The organism is Streptomyces sp. UNOC14_S4, from assembly GCF_020740835.1.
Lineage (GTDB): Bacteria > Actinomycetota > Actinomycetes > Streptomycetales > Streptomycetaceae > Streptomyces.
In genome coordinates, this window is record NZ_JAINFC010000467.1 from 1 (window position 1) to 5,958 (window position 5,958).

General features: G+C 69.6%; 4 protein-coding genes. 1 reads left to right on the top strand and 3 read right to left on the bottom strand.

The genetic code is table 11. From position 1 onward, the window contains the following. Positions 1-50 precede the first annotated feature (50 nt). Both K6I34_RS29690 and K6I34_RS29695 read right to left on the bottom strand, forming a co-directional pair. Positions 51-2,348, bottom strand: a complete 2,298-nt coding sequence (locus K6I34_RS29690; protein ID WP_275127179.1) for a SulP family inorganic anion transporter — start codon at positions 2,346-2,348, stop codon at positions 51-53. A 223-nt stretch (positions 2,349-2,571) separates the two neighbouring features. Continuing rightward, positions 2,572-3,567 (bottom strand): ATP-binding protein, encoded by a 996-nt coding sequence (locus K6I34_RS29695; protein WP_229330599.1) that lies wholly within the window; start codon positions 3,565-3,567, stop codon positions 2,572-2,574. Positions 3,568-3,668: 101 nt separating this feature from the next. Here K6I34_RS29695 and K6I34_RS29700 point away from each other — a divergent pair, with 101 nt between their 5' ends. Further along, positions 3,669-4,490, top strand: a complete 822-nt coding sequence (locus K6I34_RS29700; RefSeq protein WP_229330600.1) for an oxidoreductase — start codon at positions 3,669-3,671, stop codon at positions 4,488-4,490. Between the two features lie 470 nt (positions 4,491-4,960). Here K6I34_RS29700 and K6I34_RS29705 read toward each other — a convergent pair whose 3' ends face one another. Continuing rightward, the gene (locus K6I34_RS29705; RefSeq protein ID WP_229330602.1) at positions 4,961-5,815 is read right to left on the bottom strand and encodes an HAD family phosphatase; all 855 of its coding nucleotides are present in this window, start codon (positions 5,813-5,815) and stop codon (positions 4,961-4,963) included. Between the last annotated feature and the right edge of the window lie 143 nt (positions 5,816-5,958).

Genomic DNA, 5,958 nt, shown 5'->3' on the forward strand with positions numbered 1-5,958 from the left:
GGCCGCACCCCTCCCGCGCGCTTCCACGCGCTCCCGTCACCAACGGCCCGTCAGACCGCGTCGAGGACTTCCGGCCGCACCGCCTTGAAAGTGCGGGAGCACTGATCGAGCACATAGGCCTGTGCCTCGCCCACGTGGAAGTACATCCCCTGGAGTTGGAGCGAGCCTTCGGCCACGCGCCGGGCGACGCAACTGTGAGCCATGAGGTGATCGAGCTGCTGCATCACATTGACCAGCGCGAGGCGCTCGACGTCGTCCACCACGGGCCGGTCGGCCACCGCGACCTCGCCCCGGCCGAGCCGCCCGATCCGCTGCATCCGGGCCAGGCTGGGGCGGCCGTGGCGCAGCCAGCGGGTGAGCGAGGTCTGCCCGTCGTCCGGCAACTGGTCGGCGGTGTCCAGCAGCGCCTGCATCGCCCCGCATCCGGAGTGCCCGCACACGGTGATGGAGCCGACCTTCAGCACCTCGACCGCGTACTCCACGGCGGCGCCGACCGAATCGCAGCTGCTCTCGGCCCCGGGCGGCGGCATCAGATTGCCCACATTGCGCACGGTGAACAGATCGCCGGGCCCACTGGAGGTGATCATGCTGGTCACCAGGCGGGAGTCGGCGCAGGTGAGGAAGAGCTGGGTAGGGCGCTGTCCTTCCAGGGCCAGCCGCGCCAGCTCGTCCCGCACGAGTGGTGCCGTGTGGCGCTGGAACGCGGTGACCCCGCCGAGGAGCTGGTGTCCGCCACCGGGATCCAGGGAGCCCTGGAAGGCGATGGGGCGGGTGCAATGGTGGTTGCGCCAGGGCGTCCAGGGGCGGCAGTTGTGCGTGCTGGAAGGCTCCGCGATCGGCTGCCCGCCGCGCCCGCGGAGGGCGACCCATCCCCCCTGCGAACGGTGGGCGTTGCTCCAGGACTGAAGGGTGTCGTACGCGGCGTGGTCCATGAACGAACCACCCAGCTCGACCGCCACGCTGGCTCCCACCGGCACCTGGGTCAGTGCCCGGCTCAGCCGCGGCACCGCCAGGAACGTCAACTGGCCGCTGACGACGACCCGGTATGAACTTTCCTCCTCCTTCACGGTGATATGGGTGTGAGCGAGCCGCCGCAGTGAGAGGAAACCGGCCACCACCACGCCGACCATGAGCCCTTGGAGCACGCCGAACAGCACGACCGACGCCAGCGTGGCCGCGTACATCGGGAACTCCCGGTGCCGCTGCACATGCTTGATGTGGGCGAAGCTCACCATCCTGACGCCCGAGGCCATCACCAGAGCGGCCAGCGCGGCCAGGGGGATCAGCTCCAGCGCGGAGGCGAGCAGCGCCGCGCACGCGAGCACCCAGATTCCGTGCAGGACCGTGGACTTGCGGGTGGCAGCGCCTGCCCGGACGTTCGCCGAGCCGCGCAGCGCGCCACCGGCGATCGGCAGTCCGCCGAGCAGCCCGGACACCACATTGGCCGCCCCTTGGCCGAGGAGCTCCCGGTCCAGTGCTGCGGAATCCGCCCTTCCGTCGGTCGGCTCCCCGGAGCGTTCGGCTCGCAGCCGGTCCACTGCCACCGCGGAGAGCAGTGACTCCATGCTCGCCACCAGGGTGACCGTCAGGACGGCCGTGAACACCCCGAGCATCGGCACGGACGGCAGCGCGGGAAGGACCTGCGGCCCCCACTCGGGCGGCGAGCCGGGCAGGGACACCCGGGGCAGGGTCAGACCGGTGGCCGCGGCGGTCGCCACGACCACGGTGGCGAGCGGCGCCGGGACCGTACGCAGCAGTCGGCCGACGCGGCCGGGCAGCCGGGGCCAGACGATCAGGACGGCCAGAGCGACCGCCCCGACGAGCAGGGCCGACGGGTGCGGATCGGTCAGCACCGAGGGCAGCGCGGCGAGATTCGCCGGGACGGAGCTGTACGGGCTGCCGCCGAGGACCACGTGCACCTGCCCGAGGGCGATGGAAGTGCCGATGCCCGCGAGCATGCCGTGGACGATGGCCGGGCTGACGGCCAGCGCCGCGCGGGCCACCCGTGCGGCACCGAGGGCCAGTTGGGTCAGGCCGGCGAGTACGGTGATCGCGCAGGTGGCCCGCCAGCCGTAGCGCTGTACGAGCTCGGCCGTCACCACGACGAGCCCGGTGGCGGCCCCGCTGACCTGCAGTGGGGCACCTCCCAGCAGGCCGGCCACGATGCCGCCGACCGCCGCCGCGATCAGGCCGGAACGGAGCGGTGCGCCGGTGGCCAGGGCAATGCCCAGTGACAGCGGCATGGCAATCAGGAAAATGACGGCGGAAGCGGGGAGATCCTGCCGCCAGGTGGATCGGTCGGGAGGGCTCTCTCCCTCGAACTGTGTATTCGTCGACTGAGGCTGCATTGGGCGTTCCCGTCTTCGTCGGGGCTGCGCGGCGACGGGTGAAACCCGGGCCGTGGTCACGGCGTGCAGCGGCGGGAGCGGCTGCGATGGCGGGGCGTATCAACGCTCGGTAAACGAATCGTAATGCAGAGTAAAGGCCGGAGGAAGGGGGCTTGGTCGAATAAAGGAGCCGTTCCCTCCTTCGGGTGAATGAGTGTTTTTATCTGGTCGGTTGTGAGCGATGTCAGGCCAGTTGTGGGGCGGTGGAGGCCTCGTGTTCTCCCAGGACGAATGCGGGATCGACCTGGGCCGCCAGATCGGCGCCCGTCTTCGCGTTGCCCCAGCTCTCCGCGTTCTTCAGGTGGAAGTGCACCATCTGGCGCGTATAGCGCGGCCAGTCACGTGCCTCGTATGTGGCATCCACCGTCTCGCGCAGCGTGCGCAGCGTCGCGCGGTTGGCCTCCTCGAGCAGACCGAAGCGTGGCGGGCGGCCCTTCTCCATGGCCCGCACCCAGTCGGAGTGGCCGACGGTGGCCAGCAGGTCGTCGCCGACCTCCGCGCGCAGGAAGTCGAGATCGTCCGCGCCCTGCACCTTGTTGCCGACCACCTTCAGGGCGACACCGAAGTCCCGTGCGTACTCCTTGTACTGGCGGTAGACCGAGACCCCCTTGCGCGTGGGCTCGGCGACCAGGAACGTCATGTCGAAGCGGGTGAACATCCCGGACGCGAAGGAATCGCTCCCCGCCGTCATGTCGACGACGACGTACTCGCCGGGTCCGTCGACGAGGTGGTTGAGGCACAGCTCGACCGCGCCGACCTTCGAGTGGTAGCAGGCGACCCCGAGGTCGGACTCGGTGAAGGGGCCGGTCGCCATCAGCCGGACGGAGGTGTCGTCGTCCAGCGGGACGTCCCGCGCGCACGCCGCGTAGACGGGGTTGTCCTCGACGATCCGCAGCAGCCGGGAGCCCCGGCCCGGCGGAGTCGTCTTGATCATTGTGGCGGTGGAGGTGATACGCGGGTTGGAGCCCCGCAGATAGTCCTTGATCAAAGGGAGCTGGGCGCCCATCGCGGGCAGTGCGGCGGCCTCTTCGTCGTCCAGTCCGAGCGCCGCGCCGAGGTGCTGGTTGATGTCCGCGTCCACCGCGATCAGAGGGGCGCGATCCGCGGCGAGATGGCGGATGAACAGTGAGGACAGCGTGGTCTTCCCGCTGCCGCCCTTGCCTACGAAAGCGATCTTCATGTTCACCAAGCGTAGGGCGATGGCCGCGGAAGGTGAGAGCTGCGCGTGAAGAAGACCACTCCTTCGAGGGGTGTGAAGCCGAAGTGCGTACTGTTTCACCCATGAGTACGACTGCCGATCCGCTCGTGGCCCTGGGCTCGCTCCCCGGTGTCGCCGACTCCGTGGACTCCGTGCGCAAGGCGGTGGACCGCGTCTATGGGCACCGGGTGATGCGCCGCCGCAGCAATGAGATCGCCTCCGAGGCGGCACTCCGCGGAGCGCGTGCTTCCGCGGCGCTCGCCGGGGCCGACTGGGCGCTCGAAGAGGTGCGTCGCCGCACCGACTTCGGCGTCGAGGGCGAGCCGAGGACGGTCGGCGCCGCCCTGCGGCTCACCGCCGAGGCGGGTCAGCTGCTCAGCGTGTGGCGGCAGTCGCCGCTGCGGGCGCTGGCCAGGCTGCACCTGGTCGCGGCGGGTGGCAGCCGGCCCGACGACACGGTGGGGCGGCCGCGGTTCGAGGGAGAGCCGGTCGACGAGCCCCTGATCGGACTGGAGCTGCCGAGCGCCTCGGAGGTCTCCGGGCGGCTGGACGGACTCGCGAGTCTGCTGATCGCGGGGAGCGAGGCCTCCGCGCTGGTGACAGCGGCCGTGGTGCACGGCGAGCTGCTGGCGCTGCGCCCCTTCGGCTCGTGCAACGGGTTGGTGGCGCGGGCCGCCGAACGGATCGTGCTCGTCGGCAGCGGCCTCGACCCCAAGTCCATCTGTCCGGCGGAGGTGGGGCACGCCGAACTCGGTCGGGACGCCTACGCGGCGGCGCTCGAGGGCTATGTCTCCGGAACTCCTGAGGGGGTCGCCGCGTGGATCGTCCATTGCGCGCGCGCCGTGGAGCTCGGGGTGCGGGAGAGCACGGCCGTCTGTGAGGCGCTCCAGCGCGGAGCCGCGTGACGGACTCGGTCTTCCTCCGGGGGTGTCCCAGGGGGAGGGGCTGCCCGGTGGGGTTCCGGATGGGTTCCGGAGTGGTGGGAACCGGGTCTGAAGAGGCCGAGGGCTGGCCGTCGGAGAGACGAGGACAGAGCCTCGGAAGTGCGTGAAAGTTTCCCGAAGGCGTGAACATCGCGCTCACAGGGTTGCGGCGGTACCGGTCAAGTCCAGTACCGCCGCTGGCATGTTCGCCGGGTTACCATGCGTGCACGATGCTCGCCCATCAGGTCGGGAACTTTGCCCGCCCCTGGTGCGGCTGGCCCGTAATCGACGGGTCGGCGTCGCGTGGGTGCCCGACGTTCATGCTCGGTCCGTGGGCCATGGTGCGTGAAGGGCGTCCTCCCGGATGTCCCTGGTCTCGCGGGCCGTTGATTCCTTTCTACTCCTGTCGTCCGCGAAGCGGAAGTCCAAGCCGCAGTTCTTTGCTTTTTACCTCAAAAGCGGGCAATAGGGGCACTCGATGCGCGGCATGTGCGGCGTCGGCTGGTGAGCCAGACCAGGCTCGCCGTCAGGGCCGCGGCGCCGACCGCGGCTGCCGCGACAAGGGCGGGGCGCGAGGGCATGGAGAACGCCGGAAGGCGCTGCTTGAGTCGCACCGGGCGGCTGAAGGACAGGACCGGCCAGTCGCGGGCGGTCGCTTCCCGGCGCAGGGCGCGATCCGGATTGACCGCGTGGGGGTGTCCGACCGTTTCCAGCATCGGGATATCGGTCACCGAGTCGCTGTAGGCATAGCAGCGGGAGAGGTCATAACCCTCCGACGCGGCGAGCTCCCTGATGGCCTCCGCCTTGGTCGGGCCATAGGCGTAGTACTCCACTTCGCCGGTGAAGGTGCCGTCCTCGACGACCATCCGTGTGGCGACGACGCGGTCCGCTCCGAGGAGTTCACCGATCGGCTCGACGACCTCGGCGCCGGAGGTGCTCACAATCACCACATCGCGGCCCGCGGTGTGGTGTGCTTCGATGAGAGAGGCGGCCTCGTCGTAAATGATCGGATCGATGAGTTCGTGCAGGGTCTCCGCGACGAGCTCACGCACCTGCTGCACATTCCAGCCCCGGCAGAGGGCGGAGAGATACTCGCGCATCCGCTCCATCTGGTCGTGATCGGCTCCGCCGGCCAGGAACACGAACTGCGCGTATGCGGTGCGCAGCACGGCGCGTCGGTTGATCAAGCCACCTTGGTAGAAGGACTTGCTGAAGGTGAGCGTGCTCGACTTGGCAATGACCGTCTTGTCCAGATCAAAGAACGCGGCCGTCCGGGGCAACGAGTGGTTTTCCACGATGCCGAGCATAGGGGCCCTCCATTCGGCGTAAGCTGAGGCGTGTGGGTTTGCCTGAGAAGGCTCTCGGGTACACCATGGAAGTCACGGATCGTTCGCGACCGTGTCTAACCCGGCCCGACTCCTCCCCCCCCGAGTCGGCCGTGGGGACGACC